We start from the raw sequence: 21,285 nt of genomic DNA on the forward strand, positions 1-21,285 counted from the left end.
GCGACCGGCCACGACGGCCGCGCGGTGCCCCACGCTCCTCAACCCTCCACGGCGCTCGGACCGAAGCTCACCACGGCCCGCTCCACGATGGCCTCCAACTGCTCGTGGTGCGCACCCTTCCAGTAGGCCCGCCCGCACGCACCGCACCGCGCGAAGACGTCGTAGGTCGCCTGTGTGCCGTGTTCGAGCTGGTCGGCGACCTCCTCCTTGGTCGCCCGGCGCAGCAGCCCGTTGCAGGCGGTGCAGCGCGTCCAGGGGCGCAGCTCGGGCCGGAACCGGTCCAGGACGTCGTCGAGCTGCTCCGCGGGCCGGGTGCTGTACACGAACGCCCCGGCCCACAGCTCGCGCCGGCGCAGCAGCCCCCGGTCGCGGCTCAGCATGACCCGCTGCTCGGCGGCGGAACGGGCGGCCAGGGCGGGGTCGCCGATGTCGGTCGACTCGTAGGCCGTGTCGACGCCGAGCAGGCGCAACCGGCGGGCCAGCGTGCCGAGGTGGACGTCGAGGAGGAAGCGCAGGGGAGCCCCCGGCACGCGCTGCGGGCGGGTGACGGCCCGCACCTCCACCGACTCCCCGGCGACCGGGACGTGCGAGACCGGAACCTCGCGGCCGTCGGCCAGCAGGACGCCCACCTCGGTCAGCGGCACGCCCAGGGACTCGACGACGTGGCCGAGGCTGGAGACGCCGTCGGTGGCGGCCCGCACGGTGCCGTCCCGGCGGGCGCGGGGGACGAACACGTGCAGGAGGGGCGCGAATTCGACGTGGATCTCGGGACCGTTCACCCGGTCAGGATGTCACGGGGACGGGCGCCGGCCGCGGGGATCTCCGGCCGGCAGGCCGCGCTCGAGGACGTCCAGGGCCCGGTCGGCGAGCTGCCGGATGTCGTCCCGGTGGCCGGTCTCGGCCCAGTAGCGGGAGACCTCCATGAGGCCGCTCACGACGGCCGTGGAGAACACCCGCAGTTCCAGGCTGTCCGGGGCGAGCCCGGAGCGTTCGGCCAGGGCCCGGCGCAGGAGGTCCCCGGCGCCGGCCATGCTCTCCGTCATCCGGGCGCGCACGGCGGGCACCTCGACGCCCAGCCGGGCCCGCAGCCGGGTCACCTCGGGCTCCTCGGCGAGGCTGAGGTCCAGGGCCGCGCGCAGCACGTGCCGCAGGACGTCCGCCCACGGCTCGTCCGCCGGGCGGGCCCGCAGCTCCGCCGCCATGACCGCGTCCCACTCGTCGCCGACGACGATGTCCTCCTTGGCGGGGAAGTACCGCAGGACCGTCGACGGCGACACGTCGGCGCGCCGGGCGATCTGCCCGATGGTCGTGGCGTCGTAGCCCTGTTCCTCGATCAGCGCGTAGGCCGCGACGCGGATCGCCCGGCGGGTCCTGGTCTTCTTCCGCTCCCGGAGCCCCGGCTGGGGGCGGTCGGGGCGGGTGGTGCGTGCGGCCGTCATGTCCGTCATTCTCGGACACCGGCCGCGCGCACGGCCCACGCCGGGAGGGCTAACCGTGCTGGTAGGCGACCAGGGAGATGCCCACGTAGTGCGCGATGAAGGCCGCGAGGGTGAAGGAGTGGAACACCTCGTGGAAGCCGAACCAGCGGGGGGACGGGTTCGGCCGCTTGATGCCGTAGACGACACCGCCCGCGCTGTAGAGCAGGCCGCCGATCACGATCAGGACGAGGACGGTGATGCCGCCGGTGCGCATGAAGTCGGGCAGGTAGAAGACGGCGGCCCAGCCCATCGCGATGTAGCACGGCGTGTAGAGCCAGCGCGGGGCGCCGACCCAGAAGACGCGGAAGACGATGCCGGCCGCGGCCGCGGCCCAGATGCCCCACAGCAGCCACCGGCCCTTGGCGTCCGGCAGGAGCAGCATGGTCAGGGGGGTGTAGGTGCCCGCGATGATCAGGAAGATGTTGGCGTGGTCCAGTCGGCGCAGGATGCCGTCCATGCGGGGGCTCCAGTCCCCGCGGTGGTACAGCGCGCTGACACCGAACAGCAGGCACGCCGTCAGTGCGTAGATCCCGCAGGCGATGCGTCCTCGGGTCGAGTCGGCGAGCGCGGTCAGGACGAGGCCCGCGACGAGGGCGGCCGGGAACATGCCCAGGTGGAGCCAGCCGCGGAGCTTGGGCTTCACCGGGTGCGGCAAGTGCAGCGCCTGCGGACCGCTGCCGTCGTCCGGCGTGTCCGTGGGCGCGTCGGGGGCGAACGCAGTCATGTCGGAATGGTAGCTACGGAACCGTAAGTGGCCCATCAGCCGGGTCCCTTCAGGCGGTCACACGTGGCCGGCCTCACCTCACCTCGGCCGATGGTCACGCAAATGGACGGTCAGGTGAACGCAACGTGCACGCAAAGCGCGCGCGAGAAACCGTGGCGATCCTCACGTTGCTCACCTGTGCGCCCCTCTGGACAGATGGGCACTTCCATCGGATGATCAAATGAGTGCGGTCGGCACCGGATGAGCGCCAAGTCATCGACAAGCATCCGGGTCGCAGCCCCCACGGGGCCTCCACAACGACAAAAATCCCTCATCTAGGAGCAATCGTGGCGCGCGACATCGCGGCTCCCACCGTCCCCACCACCCATCAGGGACTGATCTCGTGGGTCAACGAGATCGCCGAACTGACGCAGCCGGACAACGTGGTCTGGTGTGACGGATCCGAGGCCGAGTACGAGCGACTGTGCGGGGAGCTCGTCCAGAAGGGCACCTTCCGGAAACTCGACCCGATCAAGCGCCCCCACTCCTACTACGCCGCCTCCGACCCGACCGACGTCGCCCGCGTCGAGGACCGGACCTTCATCTGCTCCGAGAAGGAAGAGGACGCGGGCCCGACCAACCACTGGAAGGCCCCCGCCGAGATGCGGGAGATCTTCCAGGGCGCCGACGGCGAGGGCGGCCTGTTCCGCGGCTCGATGCGCGGCCGGACCATGTACGTCGTGCCCTTCTGCATGGGCCCGCTCGGCTCGCCGCTGTCCGCGCTCGGCGTCGAGATCACGGACTCGGCGTACGTGGCCGTCTCGATGCGCACCATGACGCGCATGGGCCAGGCCGTGCTGGACGAGCTCGGCTCCGACGGGTTCTTCGTCAAGGCCGTGCACACCCTCGGCGCCCCGCTGGAGCCCGGCCAGGAGGACGTGCCGTGGCCGTGCAACCAGACCAAGTACATCTCGCACTTCCCCGAGGACCGCGAGATCTGGTCCTACGGCTCGGGCTACGGCGGCAACGCCCTGCTCGGCAAGAAGTGCTACGCGCTGCGCATCGCCTCCGTCATGGCCCGCGACGAGGGCTGGCTGGCCGAGCACATGCTCGTGCTGAAGCTGACCCCGCCGCGCGGCGAGGCCAAGTACGTCGCCGCGGCCTTCCCGAGCGCCTGCGGCAAGACCAACCTCGCCATGCTGGAGCCGACCGTCCCCGGCTGGACGGTCGAGACCATCGGTGACGACATCGCCTGGATGCGCTTCGGCGAGGACGGCCGCCTGTACGCCATCAACCCCGAGGCCGGCTTCTTCGGCGTCGCCCCCGGCACCGGCGAGCACACCAACGCCAACGCGATGAAGACGCTGTGGGGCAACGCCGTCTTCACCAACGTCGCCCTCACCGACGACAACGACGTGTGGTGGGAGGGCATGACGGAGGAGGCCCCGGCCCACCTCACGGACTGGAAGGGCAACGACTGGACGCCCGAGTCGGGCGTTCCGGCCGCGCACCCCAACGCCCGCTTCACCGTCCCGGCCTCGCAGTGCCCGATCATCGCGCCGGAGTGGGAGGACCCCAAGGGCGTGCCGATCTCCGCGATCCTCTTCGGCGGGCGCCGCGCCACCGCCGTGCCGCTGGTGACGGAGTCCTTCGACTGGAACCACGGCGTGTTCCTCGGCGCCAACGTGGCCTCCGAGAAGACCGCCGCCGCGGAGGGCAAGGTCGGCGAGCTGCGCCGCGACCCGTTCGCGATGCTGCCCTTCTGCGGCTACAACATGGGCGACTACATGGCCCACTGGGTCGACGTGGCCAAGGACAAGGACCAGTCCAAGCTGCCGAAGATCTACTACGTCAACTGGTTCCGCAAGGACGACGAGGGCAAGTTCGTCTGGCCCGGCTTCGGTGAGAACAGCCGCGTCCTGAAGTGGATCGTGGAGCGCCTCGACGGCAAGGCTGAAGGCGTCGAGACCCCCATCGGCGTCCTGCCGACCAAGGAGGCCCTCGACACGGACGGCCTGGACCTGGCCGAGTCCGACCTCGACTTCCTGCTCACGGTGGACAAGGAGGTCTGGCGCGAGGAGGCCGCCCTGGTCCCCGAGCACCTCAACACCTTCGGCGACCACACGCCGAAGGAGCTGTGGGACCAGTACCGCGCCCTGGTGGAGCGCCTGGGCTGAGCCCCACCCCGAACTCCGCGGCCGGCACGGATGTGCCCTGACCAGTGATCGTCACGGCCGGCCGCGGGACGAACAGGCGGGTCCCGCACAACGGCGTGCGGGCTTCCGGGCCCGTCGCCGCCCTCCGTCCGCCCCGACGGAAACCGGCGGCGACGGGCACACTCCCGCCCGCTTCGGCGCGGCCCGCTCCGCGGGCTCACGAACGTGCCGACGCATGACCGAGCGCCCCGGCCGACGGCTCACGTCGACCGGGGCGCCCGGGCGTTCCTGCGGGGGACGCAGCGCGTGTGTGGCGCCCGGTCCGCGCGTCGCTGCGGGTGCACGCGGACCGGGGCCGTCCAGGGGGGCCCGGGAGTGGGCTCAGCGGGACGCGAGTTCGCGGGGCCCCAGGGCCGCCGTGTGCGCGTCCATCCGCTCGGCGGCCAGGATCGCGGCCGCCGTGTCGGCGCGGGAGGCGGCGACGACCAGCGCCCGCCCGGCCAGGGCGTGTGCCCGACGGTGCAGGGCCGCCGCACTGCGCTCGCGCCGCGTGCCGGTCACCCGGGCCGGGGCGGGGCCTCCCCTCAGCCGGCCCACCTGCTCCGCCAGCCGCTCCGCCGCCGTGTCCAGGTCGGCCGAGTCCTCTTGCGCGCGCAGCTCGTCCGTGACGGCGAGCAGGGCGGCGAGGTGCCCGGCGAGCTGGATGTCCAGCTCCTCCTCCCGGGAACGGTGGGGGTAGTCCGGGTTGGGGCCGTCAGCCGTGTGGTGGACCGACTTGGTGCGGATCGGTTCGTACATGGGAGGGCCTCCTGAATTCAACAGGAAACCATCCTAGCTTAGATTTCGTCTAAAGTTGAGTTGTTCACAAAAGCGGACGGGGCGCATACAGGCAGTGAGCGGGGCGCCCGGTCAGATCTGGCCGTAGCCGTCCAGGAAGTGGCCGATCCGGGTGACCGCGTCGCGCAGGTCCCCGACCGTCGGCAGGGTCACCACCCGGAAGTGATCCGGCTCGGGCCAGTTGAAGCCCGTGCCCTGCACGACCATGATCTTCTCGCGCCGGAGCAGGTCGAGCACCATCCGGCGATCGTCCTTGATCTTGAAGACCTTGGGGTCCAGGCGCGGGAAGAGGTACAGCGCCCCCTTCGGCTTCACGCAGCTCACGCCCGGGATCTGCGTGAGCAGCTCGTAGGCGACGTCCCGCTGCTCGCGCAGCCGTCCACCCGGCAGGACCAGGTCGTTGATCGTCTGGCGTCCGCTGAGCGCGGCGACGACCCCGTGCTGTCCCGGCATGTTGGCGCACAGGCGCATGTTCGCCAGGATCGTCAGACCCTCGATGTAGGAGTCGGCGTGCGCGCGCGGCCCCGAGATCGACATCCACCCGACCCGGTAGCCGGCCACCCGGTACGCCTTCGACATGCCGTTGAAGGTGAGGGTCAGCAGGTCGGGGGCGACCTTGGCGGTCGGGGTGTGCACGGCCTCGTCGTAGAGGATCTTGTCGTAGATCTCGTCGGAGCAGACCAGCAGGTTGTGGCGGCGGGCGATGTCGGTCAGGCCCTTGATCATCGCCTCGTCGTAGACCGCGCCCGTGGGGTTGTTCGGGTTGATGATGACGAGGGCCTTGGTGCGGTCGGTGACCTTGCGCTCCACGTCGGCCAGGTCGGGCATCCAGTCGGACTGCTCGTCGCAGCGGTAGTGGACGGCCGTGCCGCCGGAGAGGGAGACGGCCGCCGTCCACAGCGGGTAGTCCGGGGCGGGGACGAGCACCTCGTCGCCGTCGTCCAGCAGGCCCTGCATCGCCATCACGATCAGCTCGGATACGCCGTTGCCGATGAAGACGTGCTCGACGTCCGTCTCGATGCCGAGGGTCTGGTTGTGCATGACGACGGCCCGGCGCGCGGCCAGCAGGCCCTTGGCGTCCCCGTAGCCGTGCGCCGAGGAGACGTTGCGGAGGACGTCCTCCAGGATCTCCGGCGGGCACTCGAAGCCGAACGCCGCCGGATTGCCGGTGTTCAGCTTGAGGATCTTGTGGCCGGCCGCTTCCAGCCGCATCGCCTCCTCGAGCACCGGGCCCCGGATCTCGTAACAGACGTTGGCGAGCTTGGTCGACTGGATCACCTGCATGCAGGGAGCTTACGGCCCGGTAACGCGTGGCGGGTCGTGTTTTCCGCCACGTGAGACGGGGCGCTTTGGTGGGATATCGCCGCGCGCTGTCCCACCAGCGCCTTCGGTCCCTAGAATGCGCCGCCATGCCCGAGGAGTTCGAGTACGCCGATGGAGCGACGGGCGGCGGCCCGCCGGGGCCGCCGCCCGTCTATCTGCCGCGGGGAGCCGCGCGCCCCGCGTACGAGGCGTACGCGGATCCGGCGGCCGCGCACGGCTGGCAGGACGGCTACGGCGCCGGGGCCGCTGCCCCGTCCGCGGGCGGTGCCCCGTCCGCGGGTGGTGCTGCGGACGGCGCCCGTGCCGACGGGCGGCCCGGCGGTGCGGACCGCACCCGGGAGCCGGCCGCCGGGCCGCCGCGGCGTCGTCCGGGCGCGGGGGGCGGGGCCCGGCGCAAGCCCCGGCAGGGTGCCGTGCGCCGTCCGGTGCTGGTCGGCGCCGTGGGTGCGGCCTTGTCGGTGGCCGCCGTGGTCGTCCTGGTCGCTGTCGTCGGCGGGTCCTCCCCGTCCGGTTCGCCCTCCGGCGGGACGCGGGGCGGTCAGGGCGGGCGTACGGCGCCTACGGCGCCTACGGCGCAGGATTCCCCGGCGGCGTCATCCGCCGGCACCGCCCCCGTGCCGCTCGCCGACCCGGTCACCGACGCGCCGGACGACCCGGATGCGCCCGGCGGGCCGTCCACGTCCGCGTCCGCGGGTCCTGCCCGCGCCGCGGGCCCGACCCCGGCGCCTTCCGCCACCGACGGCGCTCCGCCCCCGGCCGGCGACACGGTCACCGGTGCTCCGGAGGACCCTTCGCCCACGGTCGTGTCCTCGGGACCCGGCCGGCCCGGTGGGAAACCGGGACGCGGTCCGGGTGGGACGAAAGGGCCCAAGTAGTCGGCCGAAAAGGCCAGTTGGGGCGAACCGCAGCGGAACCTGTTGTTCCGGTTGTGGAACAGGTTCTTGTGCGGACCCCTTGCGACGATCACAATGCACATGACAACAGTGCGGGCGGCCGGAGGATTTCCGGCCGCCTCCGTCGCAAGAGGGGACCCCCCATGAGAAAACCTCTCGCCGCCGCGTTCCTCGCCCTGGCGATAGCCGGGGCCGGCGCGGCTCCCGCGACCGCCGCCGACGTCGCCCCCACGGGCGTCGGCAAGGCCGCGGACCCGGGCCCGGCCACGTCAGCCGTGTCGGACGTGGTCACGTCCGTCGGGCAGGCGCTGTCCGGGCTCACCCGGCCGTCGGCCCAGGCCGTCACCTTCGCCGGCACCGTCGCGCTCAGCAACTGCTCCGGCTCCGTCGTGCGCATGCCGGACTCCGAGAGCGACGACCCGGCGCTGGTGATGACCAACGGCCACTGCCTGGAGTCCGGCTTCCCCAGCCCCGGGCAGGTGCTCGTCGACAGGTCGTCCAGCCGTACGTTCAGCCTGCTCAACGCCTCCGGCTCGCGCGTCGCCACCCTGCGCGCCGCCAAGCTCGCCTACGGCACGATGACCGACACGGACGTCGCGCTGTACCAGCTCGGCACCACCTACGGGCGCATCAAGAGCTCGTACGGCATCGACGCGCTGACGCTGAACGACGCCCACCCGGTCGCCGGCACCGCCATCAGCATCCCCTCCGGGTACTGGAAGCGGATCTACAGCTGCAGCATCGACGGGTTCGTGCCCACGCTCAAGGAGGGCGGCTGGACCTGGAAGGACTCCGTCCGCTACACCTCCGCCTGCAACACCATCGGCGGTACCTCCGGCTCACCCGTCGTCGACCAGGCCACCAACAAGGTCGTCGCCATCAACAACACCGGCAACGAGGACGGTGAGCGCTGCACGGTGAACAACCCGTGCGAGGTCGACGCCAACGGCAATGTGACGGTCCGTCAGGGCATCAACTACGCCCAGCAGACCTACGGGATCCCCGCCTGCTTCGGAATCGACAGCAAGCTCGACCTGAGCGCGAGCGGCTGCACCCTGCCCAAGCCGTAGGGTGTTTCTTCTGATCATCCGGACGACCGGATGAAGGTGTCGGCGACGCGGACTCCGACGAGGTAGGTGGTGGCGGTCTTGTCGTATCGGGTGACCAGGCCGCGCCACTGCTCGAGTATGTGACGCACCGCTCGCCGGTGTTGCGCCGTTTGCACGCCTCGCGGTCGAAGGCGGGCGGGCCAGCCGCCCTCGACCGCGTCCTGCGCTTGGCGACCTCTCGGAAGGCCGGGGGCCACCGCCCGGACCCCGCGCCGCCGGAGAGTGGTCCGGACAGAGCGGGACGAGCGGGCCTCGTCGGCCGGGACCATCTCTGGTGTGGTCCCGGGCGGGGGAGGGCGAAGCCGAGCTGCCGGCAGCGGCTGCCTGTCCGACGTGGGTCCTCGTGGTCAGTTCTCTGTGGTGCCGCCAGGGGAGGGGGCGCGGTCGTCCGGCTTGCCGACAGCCCCGGCGACGGGCCCCGGCAGCGTGCCCGTGGGCTCGGACGATGGTGAATTCGATTGCGGCGCTCCAGTCGAGGTGGCCTTCGGTGTCGGCCTGATGGCAACGATCTCTGGCCCTCCTCGCATGGAGGAGGGCAGTGAATCCTCGTTGCTCGGGGTCGGTTGGCCGCACTCGATGTCATTGGCGAAGCACCTCCTTCGCAGCGGATGCTCCAAAGGACGCGAGGACCCATGGTGGGCCGAGTAACAGCTGGCGACGTGCGTGCACCTGAATCGGCGCCGCAGCGTGAGGCATACAATCCGACTGCGAAGCCGTGATCACGAAATCGGTGGCACGTGAAGCAACGGGGGTACGGGGCCATGGGGTTCGACCAGGAATGGGCGCAGGTGCGGTCCGGCGCCGTCGAACAGCAAGCGGCATCGATGCGGCTGAACCGTGCCGCAGACGAGGCGGCATCCGGCTCGGCGGCTGGCAGGTCTCCCGACCAGGCCTCGACGCCGGCCAGGAAGAGGGCCGCGGCCAACACCATTGAGACCGAACTCGAGCCGAACACGGGCAGGGCCGCGACCTGGGCAGATACGGAGACGACCACGGCCGTCACCGAGTTCGCGGGGTGGGCTGCCGCCGAGGGTCTGAAGACAGTGCAGACCACGTGGGACAGGCAGGTCAAAACTCTCATGGGCCGGCTGGCGGCGGAGAAGGGCGCCCTGAAGGGCACCGCGAGAACCTTCGGCGAGTACGAACTCGACCGGCGTCAGCAGTTCAGTGGTCTCAGGTCCGACATCAGCACGTACTGAGCCACTGACAGGTGCGCAGCGGTAGCACGGCCAGACCGCGCAGGGCTTCATGCTCTCTGGGGGAGAACAGCGCATGCCAACGTACTACGAAGTCATGACAACCGGCTTCGGTCGCCTTCTGGCAGCCGCCGACAAGTGGAAGGAGATGGCGGACGAGTTCCACAAGGTCGAGAAGCGCTACCGAGACAGCGTGCAGAAGATCACGATGGACCGTACCTGGCTCGGCGAGAGCGCGAGCGTGGCCCAAACGAATTTCGCCGCGACCCGTTACGAGTATCAGGCCGCACAAACGCAGGCCAAGGCAATCGCGAGCCTGCTGCGGGCCGCTCACGAGCAGTTCACCGACCTCAAGAAGAAGGTCGAGAGTGCGCGGGACGATGCGATAGCCGCGGGAATGACCGTCTCCGAGCAGGGACGCGTAGCCTTCGACTTCTCTCAGCTCACACCCGCCGAACGAAGCGCGCACCACCACGATCCCGATGGTCAGGCAACTCTTCGCGCATCAGTCGCGACGTGGCAGCAGCACATCGACGATCGGGTGAGAGCCATCTCGGAGGCTGATCAGACCGTCAAGACCGCGCTCACGGCCGCCGTTGTCGACAGCAACAAAGACGCCTTCGGCAAGGGCGACGACGCCACCTTCAACGGATTCAACGCCCACGCCGACGGGGACCTCGCGCACGCCGGAGGATCGAAGGCGGACGAGGCCAAGACGAAGACCGACGGGTGGACGTCCGAGGGTAAGGCCTCGGCGAAGGGGCCCAGCGCCGAGTTCAAGGTCACCGGGCCCAAGTACGGCAAGGAGGGCTCGGTCAAGGCAGCAGCAGACCTTTTCCACGTCAACGCCGAAGGGGCGATGACCCGTGGGGACTGGAAGCTCTCCGGGGTCGCCGATGCCTACGGAGGGGCCAGGGCCACAGCGAACTTCGGCTTCACCGACACGGGACTCAACGCGAAGGCCGAGGGGTCCATGGGACTGCGTGGGCTCGCCGAAGGTAGGGCCGAGTACGGTCCCTACGCTGCTGCCTATGGGCGGGTCGAGGGCTTCGCCGGCGCTGAGGCAAGTGCCGGTCTCAAGGCAGGCAAGGATGCCGTCGTCGTGAACGCGAAGGCGTTCGCCGGTGGGAAGGCGTCTGTGGCCGGAGGCGGCGAGCTCGCCGGCATCGGCTTCGGCACGACGGCTGAGGGCTGGGCCGGCCCCGGTGCGGAGGCCAAATATGGCCTCGAGAAGAACGAGGACGGCGTCTACAAGCTGGGCGGCAAGGTGGGACTGTCCCCCGCCCTCGGCGGCTCCGTGGGGCTCGAGTTCACTGTGGACCCGGACAAGGTGTCCCAGAGCGTCAGCGACGCGGCTGACGCTTTGGGCAATGTGGTCGGAGACGGAGTCGACACCATCGGTGACACCGCCGACTCGGTCACGGACACCGTCGGCGGCTGGTTGTCGTAATGCACATACTGAGGAAAGAGGGCGTGCGATGCCCGTGAAACTGCCGGTGCCGATCGAGTTCCGTCTGCCGGAGGGCTGGCTTACGGCTGCGCCCCCGGACGGCGTCGACGTCCCAGGGGTGGCCTTCGCCGCGGTTCATCCGCACCCGGACCACGGGTTCACCGCCAACATCACCGTCGCCGGCGAGGTTCCGCAGGAGTCGGCTCCCTTGACCGAACTAGCTGATGCGTCGGCGCAGCGCCTGCGTGAGGCTGTCGAGCGGGTCGTCGTGACCGGACGCCGCGAGGTCGGGTCCGCAGAAGCGCCCGCCCTGGCGCAGCGGTTGACCTTCTCGGGCGTCGTCGGTGGCACGCGACACGACCTCGTCCAATCACAGGTGTTCGTGGCCTTCTCGGATGTCCTGAACCCGCTCAGGCGGGCAGTGATCCAGCTCGTGCTGACCGCCACCGCGGACCAGCACAACGAGGTCCTCGCGGACTTCCAGGAGTTCGTGCGCACAGTTCGCCCGGACACCAGGGCAGGGGTGGAGCAATGAGCCTGCTGGACAACTACTTCGGCACTCGGCGCCCCGACGAAGGCGTGGCACCGCGCACGCCCATGGAGGTCCGGTCAGCGCTGCTGGCGCTCAACGGCCCGGGCGTCCCCTTCGTCGTACGCAACGGCACGCCGAAAGAGGGCGACGTGGTGGCCGAATGCCGGCTGCCCGAGCTGCGCGTGCGGCTCTGGACCCGGATGCGTCTGAACGCGGCGAAGCGCGAAGTGCGCGCCTTGGACGAGCAATGGGAGGTCTCGCTGAGCGAGCATGTCCTCGGGCAGCGCTCCCGCGGGCCGGCGAACGCGGTGTACCGGGTGTGGGGCAAGGAGACGGGGCCCGACGGCCGCGAGCGCAGGGTCGAGACGTTCCGCTTCGAGACCCGGGAGATGAAGGACCCCCTGCGCCAGGCTGTCCTCGACGCCGGCTGGACCTGGCGTGGTGTGCTGTTCCGGCTCTGACCGGCTACGGCCGGTCGAGCGGTCGTGATCGCACCAGCACGGGCGGCTGTGATGGGCGGGCTCAAGCGCATTCAGCTGGTCAGCGAGGTGATCCCAACGCACTGCCCCGGGCTCCAGGGCAGCCTCCGGGCCGGGCGGTCACGCGGGGGGAGTCCCGCGCACCGCCCGGCCCGCCAGTACGTCCGTGCGCCGGCCGTCCTCGATCACGAACCGGCCGTCCACCAGGACGTACGGAATGCCCGTCGGCAGGGTGCGCGGCGCGGCGAACGTCGAGCCCGCCGCCACCGTCGCCGGGTCGAACAGCACCAGGTCGGCCACGTACCCCTCGCGGACCAGGCCCCGGTCGGGCAGGCGCAGCCGCGCGGCCGGGCGCGAGGTCAGGTGCGCGACGCACTCCTCCAGCGACAGCACCCCCAACTCGCGCACGTAGTGCCCGAGGTAGTGCGGGAACGTGCCGTAGGCGCGCGGGTGGGGCTTGGCGCCCTGGAGGATGCCGTCCGAGCCGCCGGTGTGCACCCGGTGGCGCATGATCTGACGGACGTTCTCCTCGTGGCCCACGTGCTGGAGGATCGTCGGGGCCAGCCGGTCCGCCAGCAGCAGTCCCCGCGCCGTCGCCCACGGCTCCTCGCCCCGCAGCGCCGCGGACTCCTCCACGGTCCGGCCGACGAACGCGGCCAGGGCCGGGTCCGTCACGCCGGAGATCTCGATGGTGTCCCACTCGACGGGCACGCCGTGGCAGCCGTCGGAGCCGAGGACCTCCAGGTGGTGGCGGATGCGCTCGGCGGTGGCGTCGTCCGCCAGCCGCCCGAGGGTCTTCTCCGGGCCGCCCTCGCTCGCCCAGCTCGGCAGGACGGCCGCGAGGGTGGTGCAGCCGGGGGTGTAGGGATAGGTGTCGAGGCTGATGTCCGCCCCGTCCGCCAGTGCCTGGTCCAGCAGGGCCAGCAGCTCGGGCGCCCGGCCCTTGTTCACACCGAAGTTCATGGTGGCGTGGGCGAGATGCAGCGCGCAGCCCGCCTCCCGGGTCAGCGCGACCATCTCCCGGTAGGCCTCCAGGGCGCCCGCGCCGTAGGAGCGGTGGTGCGGGCAGTAGTAGCCGCCGTAGGACGCCACCACCCGGCACAGCTCGGTCAGTTCGGCGTCCCGCGCGTACATGCCCGGGGTGTACGTCAGTCCCGACGACATGCCGACGGCGCCCTGCTCCATGCCCTCGGCCACCAGTTGCCGCATCCGGTCCAGCTCCCGCGGGGTGGCCGGCCGGTCCTCCCAGCCGACGGCGAGTGCCCGGACCGTGCCCTGCGGGATCAGGTAGGCCGCGTTGACGGCGATCCCGCGGTCCAGCCGGTCGAGGTACTCGCCGACCGTGCGCCAGTCGAAGTCGATGTCGTCCCCGGGGCCGTTCCACCCGGCGATCGCCCGGCGCACCTCGCCGAGCGTACGGTCGTCGACCGGCGCGTACGACAGGCCGTCCTGGCCGATGACCTCCAGGGTGACGCCCTGGGCGGCCTTGGCGCTGTGGTCGGGGTCCCGCAGCAGCGCCAGGTCGCTGTGCGCGTGCATGTCGACGAAGCCGGGGGAGAGGACCAGCCCCTCCGCGTCCAGTTCCCGGCGGGCCCTCGGCCGCTGGCAGCCGGCCGCCGCGGCCTCCTTGACGATCCCCACGATCCGGCCGCCGTCGACCACGACGTCGGCCCGGTAGGCGTCCGCGCCGGAGCCGTCGACGACGTCGGCGTCCCGGATGACGAGCTCTTCCATCGCCGCTGCCTCCTAGAAGAACGTGCGCACGTAGTCGACGACCGTGCCGTCCGCCTCGGCGACGGGGATCAGCTGCCACTTGTCGAACGAGGTGCACGGGTGGGACAGCCCGAGCCCGACCCAGTCGCCGACCTCCACGTCCGCCTCCGGCGCGGTGCTCAGCCAGGCGTGCTGGTCGGACAGGGCGGTCACCGTGACGCCGGTGGCGGGGCGCTCGGTGCCGTCGCGGCGCAGCACCTGGGCGACGGGCAGGTCCAGGTCGTAGGCGGCGTCCCGCTTGCCCGCGTTGAGGAAGGCCTGCTCGGCGGAGGGCCGCGACACCACCTGCGCCCACAGGCGGAACGCGGGCTCCAGGGCGCCCTCCTCGGGGACCCGGTTGAACGGGGTGAGCTTGCGGTAGTGGCCGTCGTCGTGCGAGACGTACGCGCCCGAGCGGAGCAACTTCAGCACCGGCGTGGACAGTTCGGGGATCTCCGCGAAGACGGCGGCGACCGCGTCGAACCAGGCGCTGCCGCCGGCGCTGACCACGATCTCGTCCAGGCCCGCGAAACGGCCCGCCTTGTCGAAGTCGGCGGCGAGCGCGACCAGCCGCCGCAGCCAGGCCGTCACCCGCTCGGTGCCGGCCTGCGGCACCTCGCCCTCGTAGCCCGCGACACCGGCCAGGCGCAGCGTCCGCGTACCGGCGACCGCGTCGGCGACCGCCGCGCACCCGGTCTCCGTACGGACGCCGGTGCGGGCGCCCTCACCGGCGGCGAGCTCGACGACGACGTCCACCGGGCGCGTGGCACCGGCGTCCCGCAGCGCGGCGTCCATCAGCTCCACGCCGCGCACCGAGTCGACGTAGCAGACGAACCGGAAGTCCGGGTCGGCGTCCAGCTCGGCGGCGATCCACCGCAGGGCCGCCGCGTCGACCAGCTCGTTGGCCAGGAACACCCGCCGGATCCCGAACGCCCGCGCGAGGCGCACCTGATGCGGCACGGCGAGCGTGATGCCCCACGCCCCGTGCTCGATCTGCCGCTGGAACAGCTGGGGAGCCATGGAGGTCTTGCCGTGCGGCGCGAAGGCCAGGCCGTGCCGGGCCGCGTAGGTCTCCATGAGCTTCAGGTTGTGCTCCAGGCGCTCGGCGGACAGCGCGAGCACGGGGGTGGCGAAGCCGTCCGTGAAGAGGTTGCGGCGCTGGGCGGCCAGCTCGCCGACGGTCAGCCCGTCGGCGTCCGGCGGAAGTCCCTTGAAGCGGTGGTCGACGCGCTCGGCGGCCAGCCGGGCGAGGGGCTCGGCTGTGGTGTCGGCTGGCATGAACCCTCCTGATCAGCAGTGTTGCACTGCTTGCAACATCCATTGCGTATATCGCTCAACGCTGTCTAACATCTCGGCCACCCCCGGTCAATGAATCAGCCACCCACCGCACCACCGAGGAGCTACGAGCATCGTGACCCCCACCGGACCCTGCAACGCCCCCGACGTCGTGGACGTCGTCGCGCTCGGCGAGTCCATGGTCACGTTCCTGCCCTCCCGGCCGGGCCGCCTCGCCGACGTGCCGTCCTTCGAGCGCGGGATCGGCGGCGCGGAGTCCAACGTGGCGTGCGTGCTGGCGGCTGCCGGCCACTCCACCCGGTGGGTCAGCGCCGTGGGCGCCGACGGCTTCGGCGACCATCTCGTCGAGGAGATCGGCGGGTACGGCGTCGACGTCGCGTCGGTACGGCGCGACCCGGCACGCCCGACCGGCATCTACTTCCGCACTGCGGGCGACCGCGCGGACGACGCCCACGAGGTCGCCTACTACCGGGCCGGCTCGGCCGCCTCGGCGATGTCCGCCGACACCGTGGACCTGGCGGCCGTCCGGGCCGGCCGGGTGCTGCACCTGTCGGGGATCACGGCGGCGCTCTCCGGCAGCTGCCTCGACCTGCTGTGGGAACTGACCGAGCCGGGAACGCAACGCCCGCTGGTCTCCTTCGACGTCAACCACCGCCCGGGGCTGTGGGCCGAACCGGCCGGGGCGCGGGTGCTGCTCGACGTGGCCCGCCGCGCGGACGTCGTGTTCGTCGGCGCCGACGAGGCCCTCGACGCGTGGGGCCTGAGCGGCGCGGCAGCCATCCGGGCCGCGCTGCCCGAGCCCGCCCTGGTGGTCGTCAAACTGGGTGCGGACGGCGCCGTCGCCCTCGGCGGGGACACCACGCGCGTCCGCGCCCCCCGGGTCGACGTCGTCGCCGCCGTCGGCGCCGGGGACGCCTTCGCCGCCGGGTTCCTCTCCGCCACCCTGCGCGGCCTGCCCGTGCGGGACCGGCTGCGCCACGGGCACCTCATGGCCGCCGCCGCGCTCACCGAGCCCGGCGACCTCGCCGCGCCACCGGCCCGGGACCACGCCGACCGCCTCGCCGCCCTGGACGACGACGCATGGGGGAGACTGCGACTCGGCCCGGGCTGGACCGAGGACACACAGCGGGCCGACGAGGAGGTACGTACGTCATGAGCCAGACCGTCGACCGCGCGCTGAGCATCCTGCCGCTGCTCGCCGAGGGCCCCGCCGACCTGGGGCAGGTCGCCGACCGCCTCGGCGTGCACAAGTCCACGGCCCTGCGCCTGCTGCGCACCCTGCACGAGCACGGCCTGGTCTACCGCCAGTCCGACCAGCGCTACCGCCTGGGCGCCCGGCTCTTCGCCCTCGCCCAGGAGGCGATGGAGAACCTCGACGTCCGCGAGATCGCCCACCCGCACCTGGTCCGCCTCAACGAGAGCTGCGGGCACACCGTGCACCTCGCCGTGTACGAGGAGAACGAGGTCCTCTACATCGACAAGGTCGACAGCCGCTACCCGGTGCGCATGTACTCGCGGATCGGCAAGCCCGTCGCCATCACCGTCGCCGCGGTCGCCAAGCTGCTGCTGGCCGACCTGCCCGAGCACGAGCGGCGGGCCGTCGCCGAGAAGCTCGACTACCCCTCCTACACGTCCCGTTCGACCCCCCACGCCGGCGCGTTCCTGCGCGAGCTGGAGAAGGTGCGCGAACAGGGCTGGGCCACCGACCTCGGCGGCCACGAGGAGTCCATCAACTGCGTCGCGGCGCCCATCCGCGGCGCCGACGGCCGGGTCGTCGCCGCCATGTCGGTCTCCGCGCCGAACGTCGTCGTCACCGCCGACGAACTCCTCACCCTCCTGCCGCTGGTGCGCCGCACGGCCGACGCCATCAGCGGGGAGTACTCCGGCAGAACACCAGTGAAGGGCACCACCACCGCATGACCGACAAGATCGCACTCACCCCGAAGACCCACACCACCCCGCCGGCCAGGTTCTCCCACGGGGTGAGGAAGGGCAACATCCTCCAGGTCGCCGGGCAGGTCGGCTTCCTGCCCGCCGAGGAGGGCAAGGCGCCCACGCCCGCCGGGCCGGCCCTGCGCGAGCAGACCCTCCAGACCCTCGCCAACGTCAAGGCCATCCTGGAGGAGGGCGGCGCCTCCTGGGACGACGTGATGATGATCCGCGTCTACCTGACCGACGTCGCCCACTTCCCCGAGTTCAACGCGCTCTACGACGCGTACTTCGCGGAGCAGGGCCTCACCCAGCCGCCCGCCGCGCGCACGACGGTCTACGTCGGACTCCCCGCGGGCCTCCTCGTCGAGATCGACGCCCTGGCCGTCCTCGGCTGACCCGCCCCCACCCCCGCCTCACCCAGGCGCGGCGCCACCGATGCGCCGCGCCGCGCTCCCCCCTACCCAGAAACCGCATGCCCTTACGCAGAGGACCCCCGCATGTCCCATCCGCTCGCCGCGTCCGCCCCCGCCGAAGCCCCGCCGCACACCGGAGGACTGCTCCTCCTCGTCGACGGCACCGCCGGGCTCCTGCTCATCGCCGGGCTCGGCATCGCGCTGCTGCTCTTCCTCATCATCCGGACGAGACTCCAGCCGTTCGTCGCCCTGCTGGCGGTGTCCATAGCCGTCGGCCTCGCGGCCGGCCTGTCCGTCACCGAACTCTTCGGCACCGTCCAGAAGTCGGACGCCGTCTCCACCATCGAGTCCGGCATGGGCGGCATCCTCGGCCATGTCGCCATCATCATCGGGCTGGGCACCATGCTCGGCGCGATCCTCGAAGTCAGCGGCGGCGCCCAGGTGCTGGCGAGCCGTCTGCTCGGCCTGTTCGGTGAGAAGCGCGCCCCGCTCGCCATGGGCCTGACGGGCCTGATCTTCGGCATCCCGGTCTTCTTCGACGTCGGCATCTTCGTCCTGGCACCCATCGTCTACGCGGCCGCCAAGCGGTCGGGCAAGTCGATCCTGCTGTACTGCCTGCCGCTGCTCGCGGGCCTGTCGGTCACGCACGCCTTCCTGCCGCCGCACCCCGGCCCGGTCGCCGCCGCCGGCCTCCTCCACGTCGACCTCGGCTGGGTCGTCCTCATGGGCATCGTCTGCGGTCTGCCCGCCGTGGTGGCCGCGTGGGGCTACGCCGCGTGGATCGGCCGGCGCGTCTTCGTCGCCGTCCCGCAGGACATGGTCGAGGCCGCGCAGGAGGCCCGGCAGGCCGTCCTGGACGAGCAGCGCGCCGCCGGGGTGGAGCCGCGCGAGGACCCGGTCCCGCTCGGCACGGTCCTCGGCATCATCGGCACGCCCCTGGTGCTCATCCTCGCCGCCACCTTCTCCTCGATCGCCCTGGACCCCTCCACTCTCCGCTCGGTGGTCGAGTTCTTCGGCAACCCGTTCGTGGCGCTGACGATCGCCCTGTTCCTCGCGTACTACCTGCTCGGCATACGCCGCGGCTGGTCCCGCAAGTCCCTGGAGACGGTGTCGACCGCGTCCCTCAAGCCGGTCGGCAACATCCTGCTGGTGGTCGGCGCGGGCGGCGTCTTCGGCGCCGTCCTCAAGGCGAGCGGCGTGGCCCAGGCCCTGTCGGACACGTTCCACGGCGTGGGCCTGCCCGTGATCGTGCTGTCCTACCTGATCTCCCTGGTGCTGCGCGTCGCCCAGGGCTCGGCGACGGTGGCGATCGTGACGACGGCCGGCATCGTCGCGCCGCTGCTCTCCGAGGGCGACCACTCCCAGGCGTTCGTCGCCCTGGTCATCATGGCCATCAGCGCGGGCTCCATCTTCGCCTCGCACGTCAACGACGGCGGATTCTGGATGGTGGCCAAGTACTTCGGCATCAGCGAGCGCGACACGCTCAAGTCGTGGACGGTGCTGGAGAGCGTGCTGTCGCTCGCCGGGTTCGTGGTCGCGGCGGTGCTGAGCCTGTTCGTGTAGGGGTCTGATAACGAAGTCGGGCCCGACTGTGTGCCGCACAGGTTTGTCGACCATACTGCTGGGCTGTGGAGCAGCGCATAGGTTCGAGCAGCCAGCCCCTGGAAGGCGCCGGATTCGATCCGGCCTTCATCCCCGGGCTCACGTCACCCGCGTCCCCACGGACGAAGGGCGGCGAGCCGGTGGACGAACCCGAGACGGCCGAGACGGCCGAGGCGGAGCAGGCCGAGGACGCCGGGACGGCCGCCCCCGAGCCGGAGGAGACGGACACGGTGTCCTCCTCCGGGCCGGAGGAGGACACCGCGGCCGGCGGGCCCGTGTTCGAGGCGTCCGACCGCCGCGCGCGGATCACCGCCGACCGCAGGGGGGTCCGGCTCTGCCTGGACGACCAGGAGTGCGAGTTCCGCTGGGACGAGATCGGCGCGGTGGAGACGGAGACGGCCCGCTTCGGCAAGCGGTACACCGTCACCGTCCACACGCCTGACCGGCGTTGGTACCCGATCGAGATCGAGGCGCCGGCCAGGAGCAGGTTCGCCGAGTGGGACGAGCAGCTCGACGCGGTCCTCGACGCCTACTTCGAGGACGGCGAGTCGGAGGCCGGTGAAGCAGGGGCCGGTGAAGCGGGGGCCGGTGAGCCCGAGGCGGGCGACGAAGCGCGCGCCTAACCGCAGTACTGCGCTTCCTTGCCGATGGACCGGTACATGCAGTCCGCGTTCTCCAGCAACTGCAGTACCGCGTCCCGGTTGCGTGAGGTCTCCCGCTCGATCACCTCGTCGGGCGGGTAGAACCCACCCCCACCGGACCGGGGGTACATCTCGAAGGTGTACGCGAAGATCTTGTGCGCCCCCCAGAGGTAGTCGTCGATCGACCCGTCCGTGATGTAGAGGTCGCTGGACTGCTCCGCCGTGTAGCCGTTGCTCGCGGCCATCTTCCGCCCGACCGCCTTGAACGCCGCGTTGTCGTCCGCGGTCATGCCGGTCGTGGTGTCCGAGTACGTGTAGCCGAACGGCCACAGCACCAGTTCGCTGTAGGTGTGGAAGTCCACCCCGGCCGTGATCTGCTGCTCGCCGCCGACGACCCTGCTGCGCACGAAGTCGGCCACGACCTTCACCTCGGGCGCGGACTCCGCCGCCCGGCCCCGGTAGGTCTCCGAGGACGTCGAGCCGGAGGAGCCGCCGCAGCAGCCCCAGCGGTAGTTCCAGTTGCGGTTCAGGTCCGTGCCGACGTAGGACGAACCGGAGTTGGGCTGGCGGTTCTTGCGCCAGGAGCGGTAGGAGCCGGTGGCGATGTCGTACTCGCCGCCGTCCGGGTTGATGTCCGGGACGATCCAGATCTCGCGGTTGTTCACCATGCTGGTGACGCGGGCGTCGGAGCCGTAGCCGGAGGTCAGCTCGCGCAGCAGGTAGAGCGCCATCTCGACCGTCAGGTGCTCACGGGCGTGCTGGTGGTGGGTGAACAGGACCTCCGGCTCGGACTCGTCCGCGGTCACGTTGTCGCTGATCTTGACGGCGACGATGTTGCGGCCCTGGTACGAGGTGCCGATGACGCGCTGGCTCGCGATGGAGGGGTTGGCGGCGACGATCGAGTTGATCTCGCTCGTCATCTCCGCGTAGTTGTGGTACTTCGAGTCGCCCGACGGGAAGTCGAAGAGGCGGACGTCGTCCTTGCCCGCCGACCGGTCGGGTACCGCGCCGAGCGGGGTGACCTCGTAGCCCTGGGCGCGCAGTTTCCTGATCTGGTCGGCGCGGCCGGAGACCACGACACCGTGGCTGTCGGCCTCGTCGACGCTCACGCCGGTGCGCTGGAGCGCGGTGCGGTCCTCGGCCGTCGCGTGCAGGTGGACCTCGTACTGCCGGATGTCGTCCGCCGAGGGGGCGGCCTTCGGCGCGCTGTCGGCGGTGGCGTCGGAGGTCGTCCCGTAGAGGGGAGCCGCGAGGGCGAGGGCGAGGAGGGCGGCGAGCGCGGCGGTGCGTCTGCCGGTGCCCGGGCCTGATGTGCGAAGTCGCATGAAATCTCCTGGTGGGAGGTGGGGTTGTTCCGTGCGACGTGCGTGGTGCGGGTGGCGCACATCGTTCTGCCAATGGCATGAGCAGGTCAAGACTGAAAGCGGCCGCGCAGTGTACGCGTGCGGGGTGGTGGTGGGGGAGGAGCGGCGCAAGTGCACCCGGGGGTGTGA

20 protein-coding genes are annotated in these 21,285 nt (G+C 71.4%); 12 read left to right on the forward strand and 8 right to left on the reverse strand.

Translation table 11 applies throughout. The annotated features are described in order from the left end of the window. Window positions 1-38: 38 nt before the first annotated feature. Genes ACZ4M5_RS09770 through trhA form a run of 3 tightly spaced genes read right to left on the reverse strand, consistent with a single transcriptional unit; the run spans window position 39 to window position 2,202 of the window. Complete coding sequence (locus tag ACZ4M5_RS09770; RefSeq protein WP_467734810.1) at window positions 39-779, reverse strand: Mut7-C RNAse domain-containing protein; 741 nt, start codon at window positions 777-779, stop codon at window positions 39-41. 12 nt (window positions 780-791) lie between these two features. Next, window positions 792-1,439: a TetR/AcrR family transcriptional regulator gene (locus ACZ4M5_RS09775; protein WP_467734812.1), complete on the reverse strand. Its 648-nt coding sequence runs from the start codon at window positions 1,437-1,439 to the stop codon at window positions 792-794. A gap of 49 nt (window positions 1,440-1,488) precedes the next feature. After that, complete coding sequence (trhA, locus tag ACZ4M5_RS09780; RefSeq protein WP_467734814.1) at window positions 1,489-2,202, reverse strand: PAQR family membrane homeostasis protein TrhA; 714 nt, start codon at window positions 2,200-2,202, stop codon at window positions 1,489-1,491. Between the two features lie 326 nt (window positions 2,203-2,528). Between trhA and ACZ4M5_RS09785 the strand changes: the two genes are divergently transcribed. Next, complete coding sequence (locus ACZ4M5_RS09785) at window positions 2,529-4,358, forward strand: phosphoenolpyruvate carboxykinase (GTP) (RefSeq protein ID WP_467734816.1); 1,830 nt, start codon at window positions 2,529-2,531, stop codon at window positions 4,356-4,358. Window positions 4,359-4,718: 360 nt separating this feature from the next. Here the strand turns inward: ACZ4M5_RS09785 and ACZ4M5_RS09790 are convergent, their stop codons facing one another. After that, window positions 4,719-5,135: an SCO4983 family protein gene (locus ACZ4M5_RS09790; protein ID WP_467734818.1), complete on the reverse strand. Its 417-nt coding sequence runs from the start codon at window positions 5,133-5,135 to the stop codon at window positions 4,719-4,721. A 111-nt stretch (window positions 5,136-5,246) separates the two neighbouring features. Continuing rightward, window positions 5,247-6,458: a pyridoxal phosphate-dependent aminotransferase gene (locus ACZ4M5_RS09795; RefSeq protein WP_467734820.1), complete on the reverse strand. Its 1,212-nt coding sequence runs from the start codon at window positions 6,456-6,458 to the stop codon at window positions 5,247-5,249. A gap of 125 nt (window positions 6,459-6,583) precedes the next feature. On the opposite strand from ACZ4M5_RS09795, the gene ACZ4M5_RS09800 reads away from it, so the two are divergent. The 6 genes from ACZ4M5_RS09800 (at window position 6,584) to ACZ4M5_RS09825 (ending at window position 12,138) form a co-directional block, all read left to right on the forward strand. Then, on the forward strand, window positions 6,584-7,372 hold the full coding sequence (locus tag ACZ4M5_RS09800) for a hypothetical protein (RefSeq protein WP_467734822.1): 789 nt from the start codon (window positions 6,584-6,586) through the stop codon (window positions 7,370-7,372). Window positions 7,373-7,533: 161 nt separating this feature from the next. Further along, the gene (locus ACZ4M5_RS09805) at window positions 7,534-8,460 is read left to right on the forward strand and encodes a S1 family peptidase (RefSeq protein ID WP_467734824.1); all 927 of its coding nucleotides are present in this window, start codon (window positions 7,534-7,536) and stop codon (window positions 8,458-8,460) included. 800 nt (window positions 8,461-9,260) lie between these two features. Beyond that, window positions 9,261-9,698, forward strand: coding sequence for a hypothetical protein (locus ACZ4M5_RS09810; RefSeq protein WP_467734826.1), 438 nt, complete (start codon window positions 9,261-9,263; stop codon window positions 9,696-9,698). Between the two features lie 73 nt (window positions 9,699-9,771). Beyond that, complete coding sequence (locus ACZ4M5_RS09815; protein WP_467734828.1) at window positions 9,772-11,145, forward strand: hypothetical protein; 1,374 nt, start codon at window positions 9,772-9,774, stop codon at window positions 11,143-11,145. Between the two features lie 28 nt (window positions 11,146-11,173). Then, window positions 11,174-11,680: a hypothetical protein gene (locus ACZ4M5_RS09820; protein WP_467734830.1), complete on the forward strand. Its 507-nt coding sequence runs from the start codon at window positions 11,174-11,176 to the stop codon at window positions 11,678-11,680. After that, window positions 11,677-12,138 carry a hypothetical protein gene (locus tag ACZ4M5_RS09825; RefSeq protein ID WP_383505051.1) on the forward strand — a complete coding sequence of 154 codons (462 nt, stop codon included), beginning with the start codon at window positions 11,677-11,679 and terminating at the stop codon, window positions 12,136-12,138. The genes ACZ4M5_RS09820 and ACZ4M5_RS09825 overlap by 4 nt, the downstream gene beginning before the upstream one ends. A 138-nt stretch (window positions 12,139-12,276) precedes the next feature. Here the strand turns inward: ACZ4M5_RS09825 and ACZ4M5_RS09830 are convergent, their stop codons facing one another. Beyond that, entirely contained in the window at window positions 12,277-13,890 is a 1,614-nt protein-coding gene (locus tag ACZ4M5_RS09830) for an N-acyl-D-amino-acid deacylase family protein (protein ID WP_467734832.1), read from the reverse strand. 12 nt (window positions 13,891-13,902) lie between these two features. After that, on the reverse strand, window positions 13,903-15,186 hold the full coding sequence (locus ACZ4M5_RS09835; protein WP_467734834.1) for an amino acid deaminase: 1,284 nt from the start codon (window positions 15,184-15,186) through the stop codon (window positions 13,903-13,905). Window positions 15,187-15,319: 133 nt separating this feature from the next. On the opposite strand from ACZ4M5_RS09835, the gene ACZ4M5_RS09840 reads away from it, so the two are divergent. The 5 genes from ACZ4M5_RS09840 (at window position 15,320) to ACZ4M5_RS09860 (ending at window position 19,774) form a co-directional block, all read left to right on the forward strand. Beyond that, window positions 15,320-16,360 carry a sugar kinase gene (locus tag ACZ4M5_RS09840; RefSeq protein ID WP_467734836.1) on the forward strand — a complete coding sequence of 347 codons (1,041 nt, stop codon included), beginning with the start codon at window positions 15,320-15,322 and terminating at the stop codon, window positions 16,358-16,360. Next, complete coding sequence (locus tag ACZ4M5_RS09845; RefSeq protein WP_398106818.1) at window positions 16,357-17,124, forward strand: IclR family transcriptional regulator; 768 nt, start codon at window positions 16,357-16,359, stop codon at window positions 17,122-17,124. The genes ACZ4M5_RS09840 and ACZ4M5_RS09845 overlap by 4 nt, the downstream gene beginning before the upstream one ends. After that, on the forward strand, window positions 17,121-17,531 hold the full coding sequence (locus ACZ4M5_RS09850; protein WP_467734839.1) for a RidA family protein: 411 nt from the start codon (window positions 17,121-17,123) through the stop codon (window positions 17,529-17,531). Before ACZ4M5_RS09845 ends, ACZ4M5_RS09850 begins: the two co-directional genes overlap by 4 nt. A gap of 102 nt (window positions 17,532-17,633) precedes the next feature. Further along, entirely contained in the window at window positions 17,634-19,112 is a 1,479-nt protein-coding gene (locus tag ACZ4M5_RS09855) for a GntP family permease (RefSeq protein ID WP_467734841.1), read from the forward strand. Between the two features lie 65 nt (window positions 19,113-19,177). Further along, window positions 19,178-19,774 (forward strand): hypothetical protein, encoded by a 597-nt coding sequence (locus ACZ4M5_RS09860; RefSeq protein WP_467734843.1) that lies wholly within the window; start codon window positions 19,178-19,180, stop codon window positions 19,772-19,774. On the opposite strand, the gene ACZ4M5_RS09865 is transcribed toward ACZ4M5_RS09860, so the two are convergent. Further along, complete coding sequence (locus tag ACZ4M5_RS09865) at window positions 19,771-21,117, reverse strand: M14 family metallopeptidase (RefSeq protein ID WP_467734845.1); 1,347 nt, start codon at window positions 21,115-21,117, stop codon at window positions 19,771-19,773. The two genes, ACZ4M5_RS09860 and ACZ4M5_RS09865, sit on opposite strands and share 4 nt — an antisense overlap. Window positions 21,118-21,285: the final 168 nt, after the last annotated feature.

Source organism: Streptomyces sp. NPDC026246, assembly GCF_055567995.1.